Origin of the sequence: Caedibacter taeniospiralis (assembly GCF_002803295.2) — a bacterium.
GTDB classification, from domain to species: Bacteria; Pseudomonadota; Gammaproteobacteria; order Francisellales; family Francisellaceae; genus Caedibacter; species Caedibacter taeniospiralis.
Genome location: NZ_PGGB02000003.1, coordinates 65232 through 86765, shown reverse-complemented (window position 1 = coordinate 86765; position 21534 = coordinate 65232). Strand labels below are relative to the sequence as shown.

Sequence of the window (21534 nt, the reverse complement as noted above, 5' to 3'; positions counted from 1 at the left end):
AACCGTACTAATCAATAATCATTCTCAGACGTTGATAGTAGTAGTGCTGGGCAACCATAATACATAATAGACTCAAGATGACCATTGGACTGATGACACTTGGTAACGGCCAGTTAAAACTGAGAGCCGAAATTTCGTCGCATATCAACGCGAGCACATTAAGCAATAAGAAAATCACACTAAACGCTGTTGAATTTTTCTCGTTAATGTTTTTAATAATTTGTGGTACCCAATATATGGCATAACAAAACATGCTCACAAATCCCACTTTCTCCAGCATGCCAACGCTTAAAATCTTGAGGTTTAGCAATGTCACACCAGAGGCAATAATCGCTAGCAGTAAAATATGAAATGGGTAACGCTTTTGCCCACTATCTCTATATATCTGCCATTGTTGAAACAACAAACACACCAGTGTGAGAATTGTCACCATTTTGTATTGCCATTGTAATTGAAAGCCAAAGCCATAAACCAAATCCAGCACATTCGCGCTGACCATCAGCAGGTGTGTACTATGACTGATACGATTCGCCTGGTGTTTGATCTGGTTGTAAACAATCTGCGGCAAAAAATAAATGCAGTAAATTACAAATGAGATGTTAATGCTGATATGACCAATGTATTCCATGCTTTTCCCCTTTTATTTGCCTAGAAAGTGGTAAAGCATATAAGTGCATACAACTTCCTACGCTAGTATTAACCAGTTCAGGTACAAAGGGTTAGGACAAACCTTCTCAGCAGTTATGCCTCACATTTTTCTGATATTTTACACGTAAACACCAGCAATAATGCAGCACTTGCACCCCTGTTGTGAGCGGTATTGTAATCGCTGTCAGCACATAACACAAGGTAGTTTTTCTTGGCATTAATAGCCACTACCCACTTGAACATAGCCGACTTTTCAGGCATCATCCCGCGTGCGTTTGTTCCGATAGTTCAACGGATAGAACAAGCCCCTCCTAAGGGCTAGATGCAGGTTCGATTCCTGCTCGGGACACCATGAATAGAGGATTAAACCATTAATAGAACCATTTAAAAAATGGATACACCCGCTTTTTGCGTGCGAGTAAAATTTTACGATACCGTCAAATATTTAAGGTTAGAATGATACTGACAAACATGACAGTACCACCTTGGTTGATGATTTTAGAAGTGCGCCCGTTGCATTTGCATTGCTTTATGAGTATTTGATGCGGAATGGCACACTTTTCTGGAGCTTTTTCCCCCCTCTTGGAAAGAGGGGTGGCAGCTGCAGGTTGACGGGGTGTTTTCTAAACTACAAAGTTTGTGAGAGTACGTAACTCCAGTATCTATACCTGCTCATTCATCCATGTTTCTAAGATCACGCACGCCGCAAATGAGTCAACTTTTAGGTGGCGGTTGGATCTATTCTGCACCTCTTCCAAGCGCCAACGTGCCTCACGTGTAGAAAAGGCTTCAGAGATCAGATGTACAGGCTTTTGATAACGCAGTTTGATTTTTTCGGCAAATACACGCGCTTCTTCGGTGATCCTGGTCTCCTGATCTTTGGCATCAATGGGTAAGCCGATAATGATGTCATTAGGTTTCCATTTTTTAATAATTTGATCCAGTTCTGACCATTGAGGTTCACCTTGTCTAGCGGGGATGGTTGCAATGGGAGTTGCCGTTTTGGTAATCATTTGTCCACTGGCAATGCCAATGCGTGAGTGACCAAAGTCAATCCCCAAGAATTTACGCATGCCCAAAGCCCGGAGCAAGCTGTGCTGGACTTCTTAATCCAGCTAAATTAAAGGTTTGTTCCCATTTAAAATGATCTTCCTTGGCAAACAAAATATCATAATTAATTTGCGTATTAAGCCAGCTGTTTTGTTTGATCTCACTCAATAACTGATTCTGCTGCCAATTGGCACAACCTGCAATCACCAGATACTGAGAGGGGGTAACGTTTTGGGCAATGTCGTGTAAAATATCTGGGCTTGTAGTCACTGTCAACTCACCCGCTATCCTGGTACTTTCCTTATATTCATGGTTATAAGGTGTGCGATACAGGACAAAAATATTATCAATATTCACGGGTCCGCCAATATGAATATGCTTGGCGAGGATGTCATGATTGGTCATGCTGTAGTCAATTTTAAGTTCTTTAAATAAGTCTTTTAGTTTATGTTTAAGCGGTTTATTGATCATAAAGCCCATAGCGCCCTTGTCATTATCTTGACACATGACGATAACCGAATGCTCAAAGGCGTGATCGTGCAAATTAGGCATGGCAATTAAAAACTGGTTTGTTAAGCTGTAAGGCATGTTTTCAATCTGATTAAGTTTATTGGTGCGAGGTAAGTATGATTTTAATCAAAGTTGTCGTTGGAGTCATGTTAAATGACCAAAAAAATCAAGTTTTTTTAACAAAACGTCGATCAAATCAGGATTTAGCAGGAATGTGGGAATTTCCCGGCGGAAAAATTGAGGATGGTGAGTCAGTTGGGGATGCGCTTTATCGTGAGCTAAAAGAGGAAATTGGCATCGAGGTGAAGCAGTTTGTCCCCTTATTGATTAAGCAGTATAGTTATGCGCATAAAGCGGTTGAGCTACATTGTTTTATTGTTTCAAGCTACTTCGGCATTCCAACTCCGCAAGAGTCACAAGAAGGAAAATGGGTGCATATTTCTCAGCTTGATACAATCGAAATGCCAGAGGCGAACAAAGAGATTGTTGAGAAACTCAGAGATCAGTTGGGCAGGAAAACCGCAGTTCTAACCAGTTAATGCAACAGATAGAACTCCTGATACAGTATCTAAACTAGTGTAGGGACGATAGGCCGAAGGCGCATCCACGCGAAAAAGCAAACAAGTTAGGTATTGGTGGATGCGCCTTCGACTTATCCACCGCACTACTGTCAGAGCAAATGAGTATGTCGTTAAGTATCTTGTGATTATTTGTAAGCTGTGACAGAGGTTTTGCAAAGACGCATTAAACGAAGTCGAGGCATATAGTAAAACATCGAAAGAAACAGTCGAGTGTGTAGCCAGGAAATGCGGACATTATCACGCCATAGCCGAAAGTGAGACTTCCCCTTAGCAGGATAGGTAACCTGCGTTTTAATGTAGCAAATGTCGATACTGTGCCAGTAGGCTTTAACGATGATTTCAATGTCAAAGTCCATGCGACGACCTGATATTTTAGGCAGAATCTTTACTAAGCACAGAAGTGGGTAAACACGGAAGCCACACATGCTTTCAACAAGTTGCGTACTCCAGGTTTCAATGCTAACCCAAAAATTGGTAATCTTTCTGCCATATAGGCGCGATTTCGGTGCGCTGTCATCATAAACAGGCATCCCTGAGATAAGACTTTGAGGGTGCGCATTAAGTAGATCAATAAACTTCGCAACATCAGCCACCTGATGCTGATTATCGGCATCTAGCTGAATGGCATGCGAATAACCCTGCTGTAATAACTGAGCAAATCCAGCAAGGATTGCTGCACCCTTGCCGCCATTATAAGGCAGGGTAATACAGGTTACCCAGTCAAACTGCATAACCACGTTATGAATCAGCGCTTTCGTCTGCGTATCACTGCCATCATCAACAACCAAACAAGGAAGCTCATAAAGTGCTATCTGGCTAATCACATCAAGCAGGGTATCACCGTGATTATAAACAGGGATTAAAAAAGCAGGTTTTAGCATAGGGTGATTTTTCCGCTGGAATAAGTGTTTTCCTGATCGTCACGGTAGCTAAAAACCAGTCGCTTCTCATGTTTCTCAATACATAAATGCAGGATCATTCCGGGTAAAATAACCTTACTAAATTTAAGCTGTGGGATGCTTGTAATATGGGTCTTATCAACCTCAAGAAACCGTGCAGCAAATTCGATTACAAAATCGGCTTGTGCAATACCTGGTAAAATGGGGGCATCGTTGAAATGACCTTTGAAAAAGGTGAGCTCTGGATCGAAAAAGAGTACAAGCTTAAGCTGAGAGATTTCGCTGTTTATGCTGAGTGAATTTTGAAGAATTGAAGGCAAGCGCATAAAATCGATTAACCGTATGTTTGATAGACCGCATCACAAAATGCTTTTATTTTGGCATGAGATTTAATGCCTTTTTGTGACTCAACCCCAGTGCATCTGCGCCGCAATTGATGGCAAAAAGTGCGTCTTCAAGGTTTGTAATACCACATATTTTAATTCGCGTACGTTGCATGTTAAGCCATAAAATTAATTAATGCTGCAGCGACCAATGAGGCGGCGGCAACAGTAACGCCAGTTGTTGCCAGTAGACCATCTATTTTATCCAAGTGAAACCTCTTGCGATTCTCGATTTCAGGGGCATTCTCAGTAGCCAGCTCTTCACTTAAGAGCGAAATGTATTGCGGGAAAAGCGGCTCATCGCCAAACTCCCCCGCTTCAAAGCCCTCAGCCCAATAGTTGCCCTCAATCGTATTTTCAGGGAAAGGATTTGAGTCTTCAGATTGATTTTGTCTGCCATGGGCATAGCCTGACATCCACACTTTTTCAAGCTCATCAAGCATGTCAACTTGTGCAGAAAGAATCAATTTTAAGCGTGAATCAATTTCATTGGTATACATAAAAACTCCATGTTCTTGACGTGTTTTCTTATCTGCTAAGAGTGCCGAAAAATTTCGCCATAATCAAGCAGGAACACTACTCTGCGACAGAACCGAAATGTTTAATTAATTTCTTCAGTCACTAATATACTATAAACATTACCATTAACCACGCCATTAAATCCAAGATTTGTATTATCTGTCAAAGCATATCTGGAAAGATTATAGTTATTATTTAGGTTGTCATTTCCACCATAAGAAGAGAGACCTATGAAAATAGCTCCTTGATAATACTCAGCTGCTCTAATTCTAGTATTATCTGGAAACAAGTCACCATGGGCTGGGTTATTATTTATTATCTGCCAATGACCGGCAGGTCTTTTTCTAAAAACACTTACATTGCTCACCCCATATAGAGTATCATTATGGTCAGTCATCACAAGATCAACATCCGCAAATATATGATTTAAGACAGGTGTAAAATTATTTTGAACTAAATTATATGTTGAAAAATTGACATTTTGATTTCCAATATTATTACCATTTACATCTAAGACTCTTTCACCAGGAAGATACAAACTATCATTATAATCATACATTTGCAATATTGAGTCAAATGTATTGTCTCCAAAAAGATTTACCCAGTTATTTGCATCATATCTTTTAACATTATTATCATGGAGCGCATATAACGTATTTTGGTTTTCTATAATTTTCTTGACAGTATGTTGGAAACCATGCTGATTACCTAGATTTTGCCAATTGTTATTTGCGTTGTAATGCATCACAAATCCAGCATTATTAATCGTTTCGCCAGAAGCATATAAAGTATCACCTGTTGATAACAAAGATCTTGTTTTGCGACAATTATTAACATTTTGATCACGCCATTGACCGTTTAAGTAGTACTTAACACAACCAGTAAAATTACCACCTGCATATAGAGCATCATTGTGCCTAGTCAAAGTATATACTTTATCATTATTTGCAATACCAATATTGCCAACAGCATTGAATTCAATCATGTCACTATTATCTCTTGCCACTTTTTCTGGAAACTGTCCTGCAATATACAGCTTTCTGTTATATTGATTATGAACTATCAAGGTGCGTTTTTTTGTTTTAACCTTATTATCGCCGTCTTTTTTTCCTTTTTTTATCGGTTTATTGCGATAGGAAATTTTCAGATTTGCAGCATTTCCTTTATCTTTTCCTCCACCCTGAGCATAACCTGCTGAACTAGCGTTTTTAGCACCTGGTTTTTTCGCCTGAACTATAATACCACACGTGCTATTTGGCATCATAGGTGTCTCTGTAGAACATTGTTTTAAGCCATAATAATCATAATCATTTTTAGCATTACTATAATCAATTACACTAAAAACACCTTGATCACCAATGCTTTCGGGGACTATGGATATTTTTTCAAAATATAGTTTAGAGTCTTCATTAGAAAGATGAGTCAATTGTATAATTTTCTTTGACAAGTTGATGTACTTGGTTTGATATACAAGTTTACAGGTGTCTTCAGATTCAGTATCTTTACCTATGTTAGCTCTATGATTATTTTTTGGGGTACTATCAATTGGTTTAGGCTTATTATCAGTAATATTTTGATGTTTTTTGATCAATTGAGCGGCGGCTGATTGCAATCTATCGCTTGAATTTGTAATAACATTTGATGCTATATCTGCGAAAGACTGTAATGGAAAAATCAACATTATCAATAAAGTTAATAGCATTTTATTCATAGCACGAATACCTCTGTTTTTTTAATTGATTTACAAAAATTTTTTATAGTCATCAAGCTGCCTTTTTAATGACATGTTCAAACTCCAAGGGAGAGTTATAACGTAAGCGCTCCATAAAGGACACATCCATCCGTAGGCATGGTTGCCTCATTTTTTTCAGGGGTGCCTGAGACTTCAGATTTTTTTGGCTTGCTACTGCGGCTCCCAAGAACCATATCTGGGCATTTCTCCCTAACAAATTGAGGTGTCAATGCTTCATAATCTTTATCAGACTCAGCACTACCCAGATCATAAACATATTTCAAATACTCAAACACCTTTAAGTCATGAACTTTGGCGCTCTCAATCAAGCTATAGAGATTCGCACTTGCCTTAGCACCTCGGGTGTTGCCTGCAAACAGCCAGTTTTTCCTGCCAATGACAAAGGGCTTTACATTGCGCTCAGTATCGTTGTTATCGATGGGCACGTCCGTGCTCAACATAGCGCGTGAGTTCCTGCCAGTTATTTAAACTATAAGCGATCGCATTTGCCTGTTTTGATTCTGCCTGCGTTTTAAGGTAAGCCAGGGTGACTTGATCATAGGATTTTTGCATTGAAAGAAGCAGTAAATTCAGCTGTGTAGTTTGCTGTTTTAATGCAATGACTTCAGTGTTCAATCTCACGTTTTCCATGACTTCCAAAAGACGACTGATTGTACCACAAAACCCTTATCTGAACTTTCCCAAATTTTGTAAGAATTTGCTACTGATGGGCTGTCAACCAGCATTTATCCCTGTTATCTTAGGGACTGCAAAAAAACAGGAGCAGCCCATTAATGGATACCTTACAACCTTTACCTGTAACCACTATTCTTAGTGGTCAGGTTTACTAGATCGTTTGGCAAGCCGTATTCAAACTCATTCCATTGCCGCTGACCGATGGGCGTCTTATCACGGCTTTAGACGATTCAACAACACCTAAAAGTGGCAAGCAAATCTTCGGTTGTGAACACTTCTTTGACCATGCAGCAAAACATAATCAAAGCAAATACCCTTGGTCACAGTGTTTTGTCCAACTTGGGCTGTTGAAATTCATTCATACTCGCTGGGCATTCTTACCTCTTTTAACACGCGTTTATCACTCTGTTGTCAAGGTTACTGGTGATTGCTTTAATAGTAAAATCAGTTTGGCTTGCCAAATGATACTTAAACTCAGTACCTGGACAAAGTCACCCATTCTTATGGTGACAGATTCCTAGTTTGGCAATGGTCAGCTCTATCTTCCTTTGAAAACAGAGCTTGGCGGCAGGGTTCATGTGCTTACGATGTTACGAAAAAATAGTGCTTTGTATAACTTCTCAGAACCAGCTGAAGGCAAAAAGCGCAGGTAAGATTAGAGCATTCGGTGATAAATCACTTGAATATGTGCATGCTTGCCATTACGATTACCTGGATCGCAGTAATGGCGCTTCCCGCTCAGTCAGTAAGCGAGCTTACGCATAATAGGATAAAGACGCAATTTACCTTCTCCCAAGCAAGAAAACTCCTGGTTGCGAACTTTAATAAACACAGGGTTTACAAAAATGACAAAGGGAAACTACAAAATTACAAAAATTCATGGCTTCAGATGATCATTGATCTTGTCGCCTGACAAAAATTGGGAAAGTTCAGTTTGAAGAAATCGTTACCCTTTATGATTTGACCAATACCTATTTTGAGGGTCAATCTTTGGATAATGAGTTAGGGGCTTTAGGATGTTCAAAAGAAAACCGCAGTGATTGTATGTTAGTATTAAGCCAGGTCAACATAATACGAAGTCACGTTTTGCGAAATTTTACAAGCAAGGGATTATGATCGGAAATTTTCTGGCTATCGATGGCGATGGCGTATTCACACGTTAGGTTGCGATACATCACCAGATCAAGTGGATGCTTGGCAAAGCGTTTAATGTGTTGATCCTCTTCAAATACGGTTTGGGTTAAATCAAGTGCCTGACAAAACTCATGGATGAGGAGATTACGCTTTTTATTCCAGCTATTGAAATCTCCCGCAATGATCACGGCAGCATTTTTGTGAATGCTTAGATAATCATGCAGCTGATTAATTTCTTCAGCATAGGCGCGAGAATTATTAAAATTAATTGCGTGAACATTAATGATGATTAAGGGGGTGTGATCCCCGAAAAAATAATGATTAGCGAGGCTTGATTTGTGAGTTTTAAAAAGAAATTCAGTTTTCTTGGAGAGAATTTGTTGTGCTTTATGACAAACAACACCGCTTGCACTCATGACGCCATAAGCATGGGTTTTAAGCTGTAAATTAGGAGCAAAGTGCAAGCAAAAATCATCTAGGGGGAAGCTTGAACTATCTGTGTGTTTAGCTTCTTGTAAGCAATAAAACCCGGCGTTGTACGCTTGCTGAAGGCTCTTGATAAAGCGCTGGAAGTCGATGGGATTTTTATGATTTATCTTATAGATATTCCAGCTGATGAGCGTAACAGAATCAGGCACAAAAGATAATTTAACTCGGCTTTTGCAGCTTAAGGTAATTTGCGGCGGCTTAAACATGTTACAGTAAGGGCGCGAGTAGTTTGACCATGTTTTCCCCCAGTTTACGCGTTCGGGTTGGGATTGGCAGCTTGTTGTCAGCATCCTTAAGAAATTCACTCATCCACCTGTCGACTTGCTCGATAATACTTGGCTCATAGGCATAAGTCACCACTTCATAGTTTAGAAATAAACTGCGATTATCAAGGTTCACCGAGCCGAGCATCACTGCTTTATCATCAAACAAAACAGCCTTGGCATGAATCATTTTTTTATTAAAGAGTGCAATTTCAATACCTGTTTTTACCAGTTGACGCATAAAATTGCTGCGCGCGAGATCAGCAATCAAGTGATTAGAAACTTTGGGTGTGATGAGTTTAACATCAACACCACGATAGTAGGCGATCTGTAACGCCTCCAAGAGCGAATCAGAGGGAACAAAATAAGGAGTAACAATCCAGATACGTGTTTGCGCAGCATAAATGCCCGCGATGAGTGATTCATAGAGTGCATCATTGGGAATGTCAGGTCCAGATGGAACCACCTGAATTAAATTCTTGCCATAGGTTTTTTTTCTGAAAACTTCTGTCATGTCAGGAATATGCTCTTTGGCGGCATACTCCCAGTCTGAGGCAAAAAGGTTATGAAAATGACAAACCGCGTGACCTTCTATTTTAAACAGAATATCATCCCAGCGTTTATGGCAAGGCGTGGGTCCCATATACTCATCTCCAAGATTCATTCCTCCCGTTAAAACGCTGTGTTTGTCAAACAGGTATATTTTGCGATGATTTCTAAAGTTGATGTAGTTACGAAATGGCATCTGAATGATGGGCATAAAAAAGCAGACCTTACCACCTGCCTTGCGTAAGCGCTTAAAGATGCGCTGATTGAAATACACGCGATAAGAGCCTAAGGAGTCAATAAGTAACTTGACCGTGACACCTTTTTGAGCTTTTTCAGTCAGTGCGGCTAAAAGACGCAAAGTCACATGATCTTTTTGGAAAACATAGGTGCTGATATAGATGCTTTTTTTGGTTTGATGAATGTGGTTTATCAACGAATCATAAGCGTCCATTCCATTAAGATAGAGCTCAAAATGATTGTTGCTTGTCGGCGTGGGGATTTCCTGATTAACCAAAACCGTACGAATGGTGTAAGGATCAAAGCTATCAACATGATTAATCTTGCGCAAATTAGATGCGCTCTTATGGCGCTTGCGCTTACGTTTACGAATACCAAAGATAAAGTAAAAGGGGACCGCGACATAGGGAATAAGAATGATGGCTAAAAGCCATGCCATCATGCTTGTTGGTTTTTGTTTTTCAGCAACCATCCGCACAACGACGATCAAAATAAGTATTTCACAGACGATTAAAAACGTGTGCAGTTCAATTAGATTAAAAATATTCATTTTTACCTTTGAGCATAGAAAATCAGGACATGTCAGAATCATAGCATGGCTTTACCAAATGAGAAGCGTCAATCAAAGCGCTCGCCAGTTTCTTTTACGCTTTTTTAGCTTTTATGTTAGCATACGACTCACAAGTGATTTTAATGGTAGCATGTGGGTCAGCTTTGTTGTGATGGAAAACGAAATAATAGTCGATAATCAAAAAACCTTAGATTGCGAAGCGCTGTCGCGCTTGCGCTGGGCAACCAGAAGAGGCATGCTGGAGTTAGATCTTATTTTATCGCCTTATGTAGAGGAAGCTTATTTAACTGCCCAAGAAGATGAAAGAGGGGCTTTTCATGCCTTATTGGAGTGCGAAGATCAGGATTTATTTAATTGGTTTATTAAGTCAACCGAGGTTGATCCTAAGCATGAGGCAATGGTGAGAAAAATTTTAATGGTAAAGCAGCAACATGCACAGCGACAAGCCAAAGCGGTGAATAGCTCTTGTGGGGAGTTATCAATGATTCTAAACAAAATGAATCGGTTTGATCAATCGCTACTGATGCAGGAAATATCCAGGCATTGGCTGTGTGATGAGGAAATGATTATCGCCGAGCTTGCAAAAGATGCAGCATTAACGGACAAGGAGCGTTTGGCAGTACAGGATATTGCCAGTGAATTGGTGGCAAATGTTCGTGAAACACGCTTAAGTAAAAGCGGTCTGGATGCTTTTATGACCAAGTATGATTTATCGAGTGATGAAGGCATTGTATTGATGTGCCTGGCAGAGGCGCTACTTAGAATCCCAGATAAGCTTACGGCAGATAAACTTATCAAAGATAAGCTAACCAGTGCCAATTGGCACGAGTATGTTGGTGATAGTGAGTATTTATTTGTTAATGCCGCAACCTGGTGCTTGATGTTGACGGGGAAAATTCTAAAACCCGGGCAATACCAGAATAAATTCAAACACGTGTTAAAAAACTTTTTAGACAAACGCTCGCGCCCTGTTGTGCGTCGTGCTGTTATGCACGCGATGAAAGTCCTAGGACAGCAATATGTTATGGGTGAGACAATTGAAAAAGCGCTTAAGCGCGCTAAAGATAAAGAAGCAATTGGTTTTACTTACTCATATGATATGTTGGGAGAAGCAGCAACGACCAAGGCAGATGCCGAGTTTTATTACAACGAATATCGCCAAGCGATTGACGCGATTGGTTATGGGGCAACAAAAAATAGTGTTCGTACCAACCCTGGTATTTCGGTAAAACTTTCAGCACTTCACCCACGCTATGAGGTTGCTCAAGCCGATCGCATACATGCAGAGATGTATCCTAAATTATTAAAGCTTGTTGAGCTTGCGCAAAGCTACAACATTGGTTTGAACATTGATGCCGAGGAAACTGAGCGTCTGGAATTGTCACTTGAGCTTGTCAATCGTTTAGCGCATGAGCCATCTTTGCAGGGTTTCGAAGGAATTGGTATCGTGGTTCAAGCTTATCAAAAGCGTGCAATCCCTGTACTTGATTATTTGATTGATCTTGCGGAGCGTACGGGACACAGGTTTATGGTGAGACTTGTAAAAGGCGCTTATTGGGATTCTGAGATTAAACACGCGCAAGTGGAGGGTTTAGAAGGCTATCCCATATTCACACAAAAATGCTATACCGATGTGTCGTATCAGGCATGTATCAAAAAACTCTTTGCCAATACAAAGCATATTTATCCGCAATTTGCGACACACAATGCCTATACAACGGCACTGGTTATGCAGCTTTCAGGAGGCTATAAAGACTACGAATTTCAGTGTTTGCACGGCATGGGAGATGCGCTTTACGATCATGTGGTTGGTAAAAATAATTTTAATATACCATGCCGCATTTATGCCCCCGTTGGAACCTATAAGCATCTGCTGCCTTACCTGGTAAGAAGATTATTGGAAAATGGTGCAAACTCTTCTTTTGTGCATCGCATAGTGGATGAGAAAACTCCTATTGAAAGTCTGGTTGGAGATCCCGTACAAAAAGCTGAGCGCTTAGGCTTTAGGGCTCACCCGCAAATCGTCTTACCTGTAAATATGTTTGGAGCAGAGAGAATGAATTCAAAAAGTTATAATTTAAACGATACGCGTACGCTTGAAAAGCTTGCTTTACAAATGAGTCAATTTGACCGTGATGAGTACGTCGCAAAACCCTTAGTATGTGATACTGATTTATCGAACTTAAGTAGTGAGAACGTTTATAATCCCGCAAATAATCAGGTGTTTGCTAAGGTTTTTAATTCTGATAAGAAAATTGCTGAAAAAGCAATGGCGGTGGCGCATAATGCCTTTGATACTTGGAGCTTAGTCGATGCTAATACACGTGCGGGTGCTTTAGATAAGTGTGCAAGTCTTCTTGAAGAAAATATGCCAAAATTGATGGCGATTGCTATACGCGAAGCAGGTAAAACCTTGTCAAATGCGGTGGGCGAGATTCGTGAAGCGGTTGATTTTTGCCGTTATTATGCCGCGCAGGCACGCATGGAATTTAGCGAACCTAAGATATTATCAGGTCCAACAGGAGAACTTAATCAAATAAGCCTGCATGGTCGAGGAGTTGTTGTGTGCATTAGCCCATGGAATTTCCCCTTGGCAATTTTTTTGGGGCAGGTGAGTGCAGCCCTTGCTGCGGGGAACACGGTAGTAGCAAAGCCTGCTGAGCAAACCCCAATTATTGCGTATGAAGCGGTGAAGCTTATGCACGAGGCGGGGATTCCTAAAGAAGTGCTGCAATTTGTGCCAGGTACGGGCGAAGAGGTGGGTCGTGCGCTAACCCAGGATCCTCGTGTTGCTGGCGTTATTTTCACGGGCTCCACTGAAGTCGCCAAAATTATCCAACAAGCGCTGACAGCAAAAGAGGGGGCGATTGTGCCTTTTATTGCCGAAACAGGTGGACAAAATGTCATGGTAGTTGACTCATCTTCATTGCCAGAGCAGGTGGTTAATGATGTTATTTCCTCAGCATTTGACAGTGCTGGGCAACGATGTTCAGCCTTGAGAGTCTTATATTTGCAAGAGGACATTGCCGATACGGTAATCAATATGCTAAAGGGTGCTATGGATGAGCTTAAGGTATACGATCCAGCGTTCATTGAAACCGATATTGGTCCTGTGATTGATCAAGAAGCACAGGCTAATTTGAACAAACACATTAACGAGATGCGTCAATCAGCAAAGCTTGTGCATGAAATTCCACAAGATAAAGCCTTGGAAAAAGGAAATTATGTTTATCCCACGGTGTTTGAAATCAACAGCATTAATGTATTAAAACGTGAAGTATTTGGTCCTGTGTTACATATTGTACGATTTAAGGCGAATGAATTAGACAAAGTGGTCAAAGACATTAATGCGACAGGATATGGCCTTACTTTTGGGATTCACAGTCGCATTCAAGAGACCGTGAACTTCTTCAAAACGCATGTGCGCGTCGGTAATATTTATGTCAATCGTAATATCGTTGGAGCGGTTGTTGGAGTGCAACCCTTTGGAGGACAGGGCTTATCAGGAACAGGTCCAAAAGCAGGCGGTCCTTTCTACTTACATCGCTTGGCAGTTGAACGCACGATTAGCATTAATACAACGGCTTCAGGCGGAAATGCGTTTTTGATGAGTTTGGAACAGTAACATGAAAAAACTTCCGATTGGTATTTCGGGTTTAGCGGAAATGGTCACTAACGATTATCTTTACGTCGATAAAACAAAACATTTCTACCATTTGACCGAGAACGGTAACTATTACTTTCTCTCGCGTCCACGGTGTTTTGGTAAATCCCTTCTGAATGTGAGTGTTTTGTTTTAGTTCAAGCCAGAAGGTTTGGAAAATCAAGAAGATGCCAGCTTTTTGGATTCATTAGCGTGTTTTTTGCTTTTGTTGTTCTTGCTGCTTTTGCTGATAGATCATATCAAAGTTCACTGGGGCTAAACACAATTGTGGGAATCCACCTCTTGCCACTAAATCAGAAATAGCTTCGCGTGCATAAGGGTATAAGATATTTGGGCAAAAAGCATATTGTGCATGATCAAGTTGTTCTTCCTTCATATTAGAAATAAGAAATATGCCCGCCTGCTGCACTTCGACTTTAAAAGCATCGCTTTTAGCTGTTTTTACGTCAGCTTCGACGGTGAGAACGACTTCAAACATATGATCTTCAGGTAAACGAGTCACTTTAGTATTTAGGGCAACGTTAAGCTCAGGTTTCCATTCTTGTTTAAAAGCCTCTGCCCCTTTAGGGATCTCAAAAGAGATGTCTTTGGTGTAGATTTTTTGGATTTGAAATTGGATGTCAGGTGCGTTTGTTTCAGCTGTCATGATGTTTCCTTAAGGTTAAGTGGTATATATTTTATTACTTTGTGGTGTTCTTTTCTTTTCTATCATTTGCAACCTGAGGTTGATGAGTATCTACCTTTGAGTCAATGGGGAGCTTGTCATTTAACCACTGTTTGAAGCCGCCTTTTAAAGTATAAGCCTTATCATAGCCATCTTTTTTTAGTAAATCACAGGCATTGACGCTTTGTGAACCCGTGATGCAATAGACAACAATCGGTGCATTTTTATATTTGTTGAGAAATTTGGTGCTTGATTTTAAATTTGCAAAGGGACTATTGATTGCACCAACAATATGACTTTCGTTGTACTGTTTACCATCTCGAATATCCAGAAATATGCCTTTTTCACGATTGGTCAAGCTGATAGCAGCTTGTGTTGATAGCTGAAAGCGTCCTGATCTTGCTTGACGAATTTCAAAAATAAGATAAACCAGCACCGCAAGCACAAAAACGGTGCACAGCAGCAGGTTTGCAGAGATAAACTGACTTAGGTTAGACATAGTACTCCTATGGTTGATATATACATCCTCATACTGGCATAAAGATGCGGTTAATAAGCATCGCGGATTATAACGGGTTTGAAATTTAATGAGAAGCCAAACCTGCCAGGCTTTTTTCAACGAATGATTGCAGGGACTAATGGCACTAAGTTAAGCAATAGCCAACAATGGCTATGGCTTATCCGACTGCTACTCATAATTTTTCTAAGTATGGGAGCAGCATTTAGATTTAAGATTACCGCATTTTATGCCAGAATAAACGATAAAATCAGACCTACAAATGATAAGCACTCTTTTCTTATGACTCAATACACGGCTCAATCGATCGAAGTTTTATCTGGACTTGACCCTGTCAAACGCCGACCTGGAATGTATACGGACACACAGACTCCTAATCATCTTGCTCAAGAGGTCATTGATAACTCCATTGATGAAGCTTTGGCAGGACATGCGGACAAAATTGCTATTCATGTTTATAACGATGGCAGTTTTGAGGTGGAGGATAATGGTCGCGGGATGCCTGTGGATATTCATCCTGAAGAGGGGATTTCTGGTGTTGAGCTTATTATGACGCGCCTGCATGCTGGGGGAAAATTCTCTAAAGACAACTATATGTATTCTGGGGGATTGCACGGAGTGGGCGTTTCCGTGGTAAATGCGCTGAGTCTGCGCGTTGAGGTATTTATTAAGCGTGATGGCAAACGCTATTTTATGGCATTTGAAAATGGTGAAAAGGTTGAAGAGCTTAAAGTCGTTGGAGAGGTTGGTAAAAAAAATACGGGTACCATGGTTCGATTTTGGCCGGATCCTAAATATTTTGATAGTGCAAAATATGCAACTCGGAAGTTAAAAAATTTGCTCAAGGCAAAAGCTGTATTGTGTCCAGGCTTAATAGTAGATTACCAAAATGATGAGCAAAATGATCAGACTAGCTGGCAGTATGAGGGAGGATTGTTAGCTTATTTGCAGGAAAAAGTCGATGGTTTGGAGATTTTGCCTAAGGAGCCTTTTTCAGGCTCATTTACCGATGGCCAATATGTCATTGATTGGGTGTTATGTTGGCCACAGGAGATGGATAACTTAATCACAGAAAGCTACGTAAATTTAATCCCAACGCTACTTGGTGGCACCCATGTTAATGGGTTAAGGTCAGGACTTTTAGAGGCGATGCGAGAGTATTGTGAACTGCATAATATTTTACCGCGTGGTGTCAAAATTATGCCTGATGATGTGTTTGCAGGACTTTGCTATGTCTTATCGCTAAAAATGCCTGAGCCGCAATTTTCAGGACAAACAAAAGAGCGTTTATCCTCGCGTGACTGTGTGAATTTTATCGCCGTGCAGGTTAAAGATGCTTTTAGCTTATGGCTCAACCAGAATATTGAGGTTGCTAATCAGATCGCTGAGACAATTATTTCACGTGCACAAAAGCGTTTAAAGGCGGAAAAAAAAGTCGTACGTAAAAAAGTGACACAAGGTCCACAGTTGCCAGGAAAATTAACGGATTGCGTCACTCAGGATACGCGATATAGTGAGCTGTTTCTGGTTGAAGGTGATTCCGCGGGAGGTTCGGCAAAGCAAGCACGTGATCGGGAATTTCAGGCAGTTATGCCCCTAAGAGGTAAAATTTTGAACGCATGGGAAATTGATTCATCAGAAGTGCTATCCTCGCAGGAAATTCATGATATTTCGGTCGCCATTGGCGTCGATCCTGGTTGCGACAATCTGGAAGGGTTGAGATATGGCAAAGTTTGCATTCTCGCTGATGCTGATTCAGATGGTTTACATATAGCCACGTTACTATGCGCATTATTTTTAAAACATTTTAAGCCCCTTGTGGCAAAGGGGCATGTCTATGTGGCTATGCCGCCATTATTTAGAATAGATGTCGGCAAAGAGGTTTTTTATGCGTTAGATGAGGCCGAGAAAAATGTCATTTTGCATAAAGTTGCACAAAATAAAAAATCAGCCAAGGCAAACGTCCTGCGCTTTAAGGGATTGGGCGAAATGAACCCCATTCAATTAAGAGAGTCAACGATGGCGATGGATACAAGAAGACTAGTCCAGCTCACCCTTTCAGATGACGAAAGCTTTGATATGGAAGAGATGGATGAGATGCTTGCAAAGAAGAGATCCCTTGATCGCAAACAGTGGCTGGAGCAAAAAGGAAATCTTGCGGATTTGGATTAACCTGGTTATAAAAATGAAACTTCTTTACCATCGTATATGTACGTTAAGTAAGAGTCTAAGGTATAACCTTGTGAGCGTACGGCCTTGATGGGGGAATTTGAGTTGTGCCCCTGGGTGAGCTTATTGCGTAAGCGATGAACGTGAATGTTAACGTCGCGAATCATGCTTTCCTGGAGGTTTAAATTTAGGTAGCTTGCAATTTCTTCGCGCATAAAAGTTTTGCTTGGATCGGATAACAGCATTTTCAGCAAAGTACCTTCCTTGTCGGTCAGATAGATTTCTGCATGATCTGGATGCGTTACTAGCGATTTTCTAGGGTAATAAATCCATTTGCCAAACTGAATCTGGTTGTAACTATTGATGTTAATATCCTCGATATTGACTGAGCCAGTAATCGCATATTGTGTATTCATGGCATTGCGGTCTCGCAGTTTTGCTTTAATACGCGCCATTAAAACATGTTGATTAAAGGGGATTTCAACATAGTCATCAGCTCCAGCCTCGAAACAAAGCACAATTTCTGTGGGATCTGTAATTTTGGAGACAAAAAGGATTGGTACACCTGGACAGCGTTCACGAATATTCTTACATAGTTCAATACCATATGTATCAGGTAAAAAAAGATCTAACAAAACAAATTTAGTATTTTTATTGCTCGAAAGTAATTCCATTGCTTGGGCACCTGAGGTGGCAATTGCTACTTGGAACAAATAGCGCTGTAAAAGCGTTTGCAAATCTTTATTACTTTCTTTATCAGTACCAATTACTAAAGCAATACTATTATCTTTCATATTTATTCTCATCATTGTTGGTTTAAAAGTCTTCAAAATCATAATCAACTATAAACAAAGTGAATATGATCATATTCAGTGAAATTATATTTAAAAAATTTCTAGGTTTCTATGTTATGTATAGCGAAACGCAATATAGATTTAAGTTTATTTAGAAAATTAAATTAAATAACTGGAGTTACACACTTTTGTATTTTTGAACACCCCGCCTAACCGCTTTAAAGTGGTTAGGCGCAGAGCTTAGGGGGTGAGATTTTTAAAGTTCATCATTAGCATCAAGAAGTGTTTCTTAGATATTGCTCAACACAAGCAGACTAAAATAAATCCGTGATGGGTGGCTTTATTCATTCAAACTCCCTTATGGCGCTCAGTCTTGGGAGTATATTGAGTTTGATTATTTTATGATCTATAACTTGAGTAGGTTATGAATTTAAAGGAATATCAAACATGAGAAAGTTGGCTGCTTTGGTGATGCTTTCGCTGCTTTACTCTGCGCAGATGACCTTTGCGGAAGTGAAAACAGCTCTCTTTTCTGGCGGGTGCTTTTGGTGTATGCAAGCTGACCTTGACAGGTTAAAAGGCGTGGTTAAAACCGAAGTGGGTTATAGTGGTGGTAAGTATCTATACCCTGATTATAAAAGCATATCCAGAGGTGACACAGACCACTTGGAGGTGGTAAAGGTGTGGTATGAAGATGAGGTGTTAAGTTATCAACGTTTAATTGATTATTTTTTCAGGCACATTGATCCCACGGTGAGAGATCAACAGTTTTGTGACATAGGCAAGCAATATCAAAGTGCCATTCTATATCAGAATAAAGCACAGGAAGCCCAAGCTAAACAGCAGCTTTACGAGGTTAAACGACTGTTAAACAAGCCCGTTTATACTAAAATTCTTCCTGCGAGCAGGTTCTACGTGGCAGAAGAGTCTCATCAAAAATACTACTTAAAAAATCCGCTTAGTTATGCTTTTTACCGCTGGCAGTGTGGAAGAGATGCGCGGTTGGAAAAAATATGGGATATGGCTAAATGAATGGATCGACCAAATTGTCATTTAACTCCAGCAACTTAGCATCATTACCTTATAGTCTGTTTAGTCCATTTAAAGCGGCGACACGATAAGCTTCGGCCATGGTCGGATAGTTGAATGTAGTGTTCACAAAATACATTAAGGTGTTCGCCTTACCTTTCTGCGACATGATAGCCTGTCCGATGTGGATAATCTCAGATGCCTGACTGCCAAAGCAGTGGATTCCCAATAACTGCAGGGTTTCGCGATGAAAAATAAGTTTAAGCATGCCAGTTGTTTTTCCCGAGATTTGGGCGCGGGCTAAATCTTTAAAAAAAGCATGTCCAATTTCGTAGGGAATTTTCTCTTCGGTAAGCTCTTGTTCTGTTTTACCCACAGAGCTGATCTCAGGTAGTGTGTAAATCCCTGTTGGAATGTCTTTAATCAAATGAGTGCTACATTGACCTTCTGTGATGTGGGTTGCGGCAAATCGACCCTGGTCAAATGCGGCAGAAGCTAAGGAGGGATAGCCAACCACATCACCCACGGCGTAAATATGTGGGTGTTTCAAGGTCTGATAATTCTGGTTGATCTCAATCGATCCTCGAATATTCGTTTGAATATCGATGTTTTCTAAGCCAAGTTCATCGGTATTCCCCGTGCGCCCCTGCGCAAATAAGAGGTAGTCTGATTTGATGATTTTGTTTGATTTGAGTTTTAAAACTACCTCACTATCTGTAGCTGTAATGCTGTCATAATGTTCATTGTGATGTGTGCGGATTCCCTGTTCTCTAAAGTGGTAACTTAGCGCATCGATGATTTCATTGTCTAAGAATGAGAGTAAGCGCTCACGATTGTTAATAAGATTCACTCGTATCTTAAGCGTTCTGAAAATAGAAGCATATTCACAGCCAATCACCCCAGCACCATAAATAGAAATTGTTTTAGGATTGTTTTTGAGGTTTAAGACACTATCGCTATCCAGGATACGTGGATGATTAAAGTCAATGTCTTTGGGGTGATAAGGTCTTGATCCTGTGGCAATAACGAAATATTTGGCGCTGAACTGCTCTTTGATCGGTCCATCTTCATTTTTGGAGCAAATGGAGATGGTATGGGGATTGATAAATCTGACCAAACCGTGCCGCATGTCAACATTATTACGCTTATAAAACCCCGTTTTAAGCTCAGTCTGTGCCTTGATTACCGAAGACGAATTCTCCAGCATTTGTGGATAGCTGTAGTCGTGATATTTGGCATGGAATGAGAAATGAGACACCGCATGGCGTAAGGCTTTACTTGGAATTGTGCCCTGGTGTGTGCAGTTGCCGCCAATAAAATGCGATTCAACGATGGCAACTTTAAATCCTGACTTTGCCGCTTTAATAGCAGCTCCCTCACCACCTGGACCGCTACCAATGACAATCACATCATAATCAAATTGCATAGTTCTAGACCGTTAGAAAATGTGCCGCAGATTGTAACATACAGAAAATAAAGGTGTGGAAGTTTTTAAGCACGGTTTGTCAGATTTGAATAATGGCAGATGCAAGAAATTTCTTCAAAGCTATGGTGTATTGGGTTTATGATAGCTATGGATAAAACAGGAAAGGAGATCATGATGGCGCCTAAAAAAGTTGCTGTATTATTAGCTGGTTGTGGAGCATCCGATGGCAGTGAAATTCATGAGGCAGTGCTGACACTTTTAGCACTTTCAAAGCGTGGTATCGATTACGAGCTTATCGCGCCTAACAAACCACAGTATCACGTTATCAACCATCTGACAGCTCAAGAGATGGCAGAATCTCGTAATATGCTGGTAGAAGCTGCGCGTATCGCCAGGGGCAATATTAAAGACTTAGCAAGTGTGAGGACTGAAGATTACGATGCGCTGATTTTACCAGGCGGATTTGGTGTTGCTAAAAATTTGTGTGATTTTGCTTTTAAGCAGGATGCAAGCTTTATGGTAGATGCGGAAATCAAAGCCTTTATTGAGCAGTTTAAAAATGCACATAAGCCCGTAGGATTTATTTGTATTGCGCCGATGATTGCAGCAGAGATTTATCCAAACGTGAAGCTCACCATCGGCAAGGATAAGGCAACGGCAGAAGTGCTTAAACAAAAAGGGGCTAAGCATGTCATAGAATCTGCTACAGGAGTATGTGTGGATAAGGTGCATAAAGTGTTGAGTACTCCAGCGTATATGCTGGGGAAATCAATTGCAGAAGTAGCAGAAGGGATAGATAAACTGGTTGAGTCAGTGCTTATCCTGCTGGAAGAAGAGATCTAGAGTTCAATGGCACTACCTTAAGCATTTTACTACACCGTCAGCCTCATGCGCAGAGCTTGTGGCGTTCAAAACTAAAGAAGCAAAACTGTTTATTTCCCGCAGGCGTTTTCGCCCCTTCGCTAACGGGGAATTAAGCGATAAGCTTTCCGAAAATTCCCCGTTAGCGA

Annotated in this window: 22 protein-coding genes, 1 tRNA gene and 1 riboswitch; of the genes, 8 read left to right on the top strand and 15 right to left on the bottom strand. The window is 40.5% G+C overall.

Going from position 1 to position 21534, the window contains the following annotated elements; translation table 11 throughout:
• Window positions 1–7 precede the first annotated feature (7 nt).
• Entirely contained in the window at window positions 8–628 is a 621-nt protein-coding gene (locus CU053_RS02125) for a PQ-loop repeat-containing protein (protein ID WP_100550712.1), read from the bottom strand.
• Between the two features lie 37 nt (window positions 629–665).
• A riboswitch (TPP riboswitch) is annotated at window positions 666–817 on the bottom strand.
• 108 nt (window positions 818–925) lie between these two features.
• On the opposite strand from CU053_RS02125, the gene CU053_RS02120 reads away from it, so the two are divergent.
• Window positions 926–1000, top strand: a tRNA-Arg gene (locus CU053_RS02120).
• 310 nt (window positions 1001–1310) lie between these two features.
• On the opposite strand, the gene ruvX is transcribed toward CU053_RS02120, so the two are convergent.
• Both ruvX and CU053_RS02110 read right to left on the bottom strand, forming a co-directional pair.
• Window positions 1311–1721, bottom strand: coding sequence for a Holliday junction resolvase RuvX (ruvX, locus tag CU053_RS02115; protein ID WP_100550711.1), 411 nt, complete (start codon window positions 1719–1721; stop codon window positions 1311–1313).
• Window positions 1714–2250, bottom strand: a complete 537-nt coding sequence (locus CU053_RS02110; protein WP_158106934.1) for a YqgE/AlgH family protein — start codon at window positions 2248–2250, stop codon at window positions 1714–1716. The genes ruvX and CU053_RS02110 overlap by 8 nt, the downstream gene beginning before the upstream one ends.
• A 74-nt stretch (window positions 2251–2324) precedes the next feature.
• On the opposite strand from CU053_RS02110, the gene mutT reads away from it, so the two are divergent.
• Window positions 2325–2747, top strand: a complete 423-nt coding sequence (gene mutT, locus CU053_RS02105) for an 8-oxo-dGTP diphosphatase MutT (protein ID WP_100550709.1) — start codon at window positions 2325–2327, stop codon at window positions 2745–2747.
• A 167-nt stretch (window positions 2748–2914) separates the two neighbouring features.
• Here the strand turns inward: mutT and CU053_RS02100 are convergent, their stop codons facing one another.
• From CU053_RS02100 to CU053_RS02070, 6 genes are all read right to left on the bottom strand, one after another.
• Window positions 2915–3670 (bottom strand): glycosyltransferase family 2 protein, encoded by a 756-nt coding sequence (locus CU053_RS02100; protein WP_100550708.1) that lies wholly within the window; start codon window positions 3668–3670, stop codon window positions 2915–2917.
• A complete protein-coding gene (locus tag CU053_RS02095; protein WP_100550707.1) occupies window positions 3664–4014 on the bottom strand; it encodes an ApeI family dehydratase in 351 nt (116 codons plus the stop codon). The genes CU053_RS02100 and CU053_RS02095 overlap by 7 nt, the downstream gene beginning before the upstream one ends.
• Before the next feature lie 173 nt (window positions 4015–4187).
• Window positions 4188–4571, bottom strand: coding sequence for a hypothetical protein (locus CU053_RS02085; RefSeq protein ID WP_100550706.1), 384 nt, complete (start codon window positions 4569–4571; stop codon window positions 4188–4190).
• Between the two features lie 101 nt (window positions 4572–4672).
• A complete protein-coding gene (locus CU053_RS02080) occupies window positions 4673–6301 on the bottom strand; it encodes a hypothetical protein (RefSeq protein WP_100550705.1) in 1629 nt (542 codons plus the stop codon).
• 95 nt (window positions 6302–6396) lie between these two features.
• Window positions 6397–6783: an IS66 family transposase gene (locus CU053_RS02075; protein ID WP_100550704.1), complete on the bottom strand. Its 387-nt coding sequence runs from the start codon at window positions 6781–6783 to the stop codon at window positions 6397–6399.
• Window positions 6755–6973, bottom strand: a complete 219-nt coding sequence (locus CU053_RS02070) for a hypothetical protein (RefSeq protein WP_100550703.1) — start codon at window positions 6971–6973, stop codon at window positions 6755–6757. Before CU053_RS02070 ends, CU053_RS02075 begins: the two co-directional genes overlap by 29 nt.
• A gap of 712 nt (window positions 6974–7685) precedes the next feature.
• On the opposite strand from CU053_RS02070, the gene CU053_RS02060 reads away from it, so the two are divergent.
• Window positions 7686–7931: a hypothetical protein gene (locus CU053_RS02060; protein WP_158106932.1), complete on the top strand. Its 246-nt coding sequence runs from the start codon at window positions 7686–7688 to the stop codon at window positions 7929–7931.
• A 166-nt stretch (window positions 7932–8097) separates the two neighbouring features.
• Here the strand turns inward: CU053_RS02060 and CU053_RS02055 are convergent, their stop codons facing one another.
• Window positions 8098–8847, bottom strand: a complete 750-nt coding sequence (locus tag CU053_RS02055; RefSeq protein WP_158106931.1) for an endonuclease/exonuclease/phosphatase family protein — start codon at window positions 8845–8847, stop codon at window positions 8098–8100.
• Between the two features lies 1 nt (window position 8848).
• Entirely contained in the window at window positions 8849–10240 is a 1392-nt protein-coding gene (locus tag CU053_RS02050) for a phospholipase D-like domain-containing protein (protein ID WP_158106930.1), read from the bottom strand.
• 172 nt (window positions 10241–10412) lie between these two features.
• Here CU053_RS02050 and putA point away from each other — a divergent pair, with 172 nt between their 5' ends.
• Window positions 10413–13886, top strand: a complete 3474-nt coding sequence (putA, locus tag CU053_RS02045) for a bifunctional proline dehydrogenase/L-glutamate gamma-semialdehyde dehydrogenase PutA (RefSeq protein ID WP_158106929.1) — start codon at window positions 10413–10415, stop codon at window positions 13884–13886.
• Window position 13887: 1 nt separating this feature from the next.
• Window positions 13888–14061 (top strand): AAA family ATPase, encoded by a 174-nt coding sequence (locus CU053_RS02040; protein WP_100550696.1) that lies wholly within the window; start codon window positions 13888–13890, stop codon window positions 14059–14061.
• Between the two features lie 51 nt (window positions 14062–14112).
• On the opposite strand, the gene secB is transcribed toward CU053_RS02040, so the two are convergent.
• Window positions 14113–14571, bottom strand: a complete 459-nt coding sequence (gene secB / locus CU053_RS02035; protein WP_100550695.1) for a protein-export chaperone SecB — start codon at window positions 14569–14571, stop codon at window positions 14113–14115.
• 34 nt (window positions 14572–14605) lie between these two features.
• Window positions 14606–15088, bottom strand: a complete 483-nt coding sequence (locus CU053_RS02030) for a rhodanese-like domain-containing protein (protein ID WP_100550694.1) — start codon at window positions 15086–15088, stop codon at window positions 14606–14608.
• A gap of 300 nt (window positions 15089–15388) precedes the next feature.
• Here CU053_RS02030 and parE point away from each other — a divergent pair, with 300 nt between their 5' ends.
• Window positions 15389–17278 (top strand): DNA topoisomerase IV subunit B, encoded by a 1890-nt coding sequence (gene parE / locus CU053_RS02025; RefSeq protein ID WP_100550718.1) that lies wholly within the window; start codon window positions 15389–15391, stop codon window positions 17276–17278.
• Window positions 17279–17283: 5 nt separating this feature from the next.
• On the opposite strand, the gene CU053_RS02020 is transcribed toward parE, so the two are convergent.
• On the bottom strand, window positions 17284–18069 hold the full coding sequence (locus tag CU053_RS02020) for a response regulator transcription factor (RefSeq protein ID WP_158106928.1): 786 nt from the start codon (window positions 18067–18069) through the stop codon (window positions 17284–17286).
• Window positions 18070–18516: 447 nt separating this feature from the next.
• Here CU053_RS02020 and msrA point away from each other — a divergent pair, with 447 nt between their 5' ends.
• Window positions 18517–19101, top strand: coding sequence for a peptide-methionine (S)-S-oxide reductase MsrA (gene msrA / locus CU053_RS02015; protein WP_100550692.1), 585 nt, complete (start codon window positions 18517–18519; stop codon window positions 19099–19101).
• A 49-nt stretch (window positions 19102–19150) separates the two neighbouring features.
• Here msrA and sthA read toward each other — a convergent pair whose 3' ends face one another.
• Window positions 19151–20524: a Si-specific NAD(P)(+) transhydrogenase gene (sthA, locus tag CU053_RS02010; RefSeq protein WP_100550691.1), complete on the bottom strand. Its 1374-nt coding sequence runs from the start codon at window positions 20522–20524 to the stop codon at window positions 19151–19153.
• A 99-nt stretch (window positions 20525–20623) separates the two neighbouring features.
• On the opposite strand from sthA, the gene elbB reads away from it, so the two are divergent.
• Window positions 20624–21367: an isoprenoid biosynthesis glyoxalase ElbB gene (gene elbB, locus CU053_RS02005; protein ID WP_407643787.1), complete on the top strand. Its 744-nt coding sequence runs from the start codon at window positions 20624–20626 to the stop codon at window positions 21365–21367.
• The last annotated feature ends 167 nt before the right edge of the window (window positions 21368–21534 follow it).

Coding starts and splice junctions, on each gene's coding strand:
- CU053_RS02125 (WP_100550712.1), bottom strand. CDS start 628: ATGGAATACATTGGTCATATCAGCATTAACATCTCATTTGTAATTTAC.
- ruvX (WP_100550711.1), bottom strand. CDS start 1,721: ATGCGTAAATTCTTGGGGATTGACTTTGGTCACTCACGCATTGGCATT.
- CU053_RS02110 (WP_158106934.1), bottom strand. CDS start 2,250: ATGCCTAATTTGCACGATCACGCCTTTGAGCATTCGGTTATCGTCATG.
- mutT (WP_100550709.1), top strand. CDS start 2,325: ATGATTTTAATCAAAGTTGTCGTTGGAGTCATGTTAAATGACCAAAAA.
- CU053_RS02100 (WP_100550708.1), bottom strand. CDS start 3,670: ATGCTAAAACCTGCTTTTTTAATCCCTGTTTATAATCACGGTGATACC.
- CU053_RS02095 (WP_100550707.1), bottom strand. CDS start 4,014: ATGCGCTTGCCTTCAATTCTTCAAAATTCACTCAGCATAAACAGCGAA.
- CU053_RS02085 (WP_100550706.1), bottom strand. CDS start 4,571: ATGTATACCAATGAAATTGATTCACGCTTAAAATTGATTCTTTCTGCA.
- CU053_RS02080 (WP_100550705.1), bottom strand. CDS start 6,301: ATGAATAAAATGCTATTAACTTTATTGATAATGTTGATTTTTCCATTA.
- CU053_RS02075 (WP_100550704.1), bottom strand. CDS start 6,783: ATGTTGAGCACGGACGTGCCCATCGATAACAACGATACTGAGCGCAAT.
- CU053_RS02070 (WP_100550703.1), bottom strand. CDS start 6,973: ATGGAAAACGTGAGATTGAACACTGAAGTCATTGCATTAAAACAGCAA.
- CU053_RS02055 (WP_158106931.1), bottom strand. CDS start 8,847: ATGTTTAAGCCGCCGCAAATTACCTTAAGCTGCAAAAGCCGAGTTAAA.
- CU053_RS02050 (WP_158106930.1), bottom strand. CDS start 10,240: ATGAATATTTTTAATCTAATTGAACTGCACACGTTTTTAATCGTCTGT.
- putA (WP_158106929.1), top strand. CDS start 10,413: ATGGAAAACGAAATAATAGTCGATAATCAAAAAACCTTAGATTGCGAA.
- CU053_RS02040 (WP_100550696.1), top strand. CDS start 13,888: ATGAAAAAACTTCCGATTGGTATTTCGGGTTTAGCGGAAATGGTCACT.
- secB (WP_100550695.1), bottom strand. CDS start 14,571: ATGACAGCTGAAACAAACGCACCTGACATCCAATTTCAAATCCAAAAA.
- CU053_RS02030 (WP_100550694.1), bottom strand. CDS start 15,088: ATGTCTAACCTAAGTCAGTTTATCTCTGCAAACCTGCTGCTGTGCACC.
- parE (WP_100550718.1), top strand. CDS start 15,389: ATGACTCAATACACGGCTCAATCGATCGAAGTTTTATCTGGACTTGAC.
- CU053_RS02020 (WP_158106928.1), bottom strand. CDS start 18,069: ATGAAAGATAATAGTATTGCTTTAGTAATTGGTACTGATAAAGAAAGT.
- msrA (WP_100550692.1), top strand. CDS start 18,517: ATGAGAAAGTTGGCTGCTTTGGTGATGCTTTCGCTGCTTTACTCTGCG.
- sthA (WP_100550691.1), bottom strand. CDS start 20,524: ATGCAATTTGATTATGATGTGATTGTCATTGGTAGCGGTCCAGGTGGT.
- elbB (WP_407643787.1), top strand. CDS start 20,624: ATGCAAGAAATTTCTTCAAAGCTATGGTGTATTGGGTTTATGATAGCT.